This is a genomic window from Variovorax sp. RTB1, from assembly GCF_035018765.1.
Lineage (GTDB): Bacteria > Pseudomonadota > Gammaproteobacteria > Burkholderiales > Burkholderiaceae_C > Variovorax.
The window spans coordinates 1-210 of the sequence record NZ_JASJXG010000141.1 but is presented as its reverse complement, the minus strand read 5'-3'; the positions used below and the strand labels follow the sequence as shown (position 1 = coordinate 210).

1 protein-coding gene is annotated in these 210 nt (G+C 52.9%); it reads left to right on the top strand.

The genetic code is table 11. From position 1 onward, the window contains the following. Positions 1-93: IS3 family transposase (locus tag QN397_RS26710; RefSeq protein WP_323498947.1), on the top strand; the 93-nt coding region annotated here is incomplete at its 5' end. Between the last annotated feature and the right edge of the window lie 117 nt (positions 94-210).

Below are 210 nucleotides of genomic sequence, written 5' to 3'. Positions count from 1 at the left end.
AATGAATACATCCACTACTACAACCACGAGCGCATCAAGCTGCGATTGAAAGGGCTTAGCCCGGTTCAATACCGGTTAAGAAACACCGCCTGATCGGCGGGATCACAATGTCCAACTTCTGGGGGTCAGTTCAGATTCGTGGAGGCTGATTGGTTTAAGTCAGGCCGCCACCGTGGTGGCTTGACTGGCGAGTTGCCGGTAGTAGTTTGC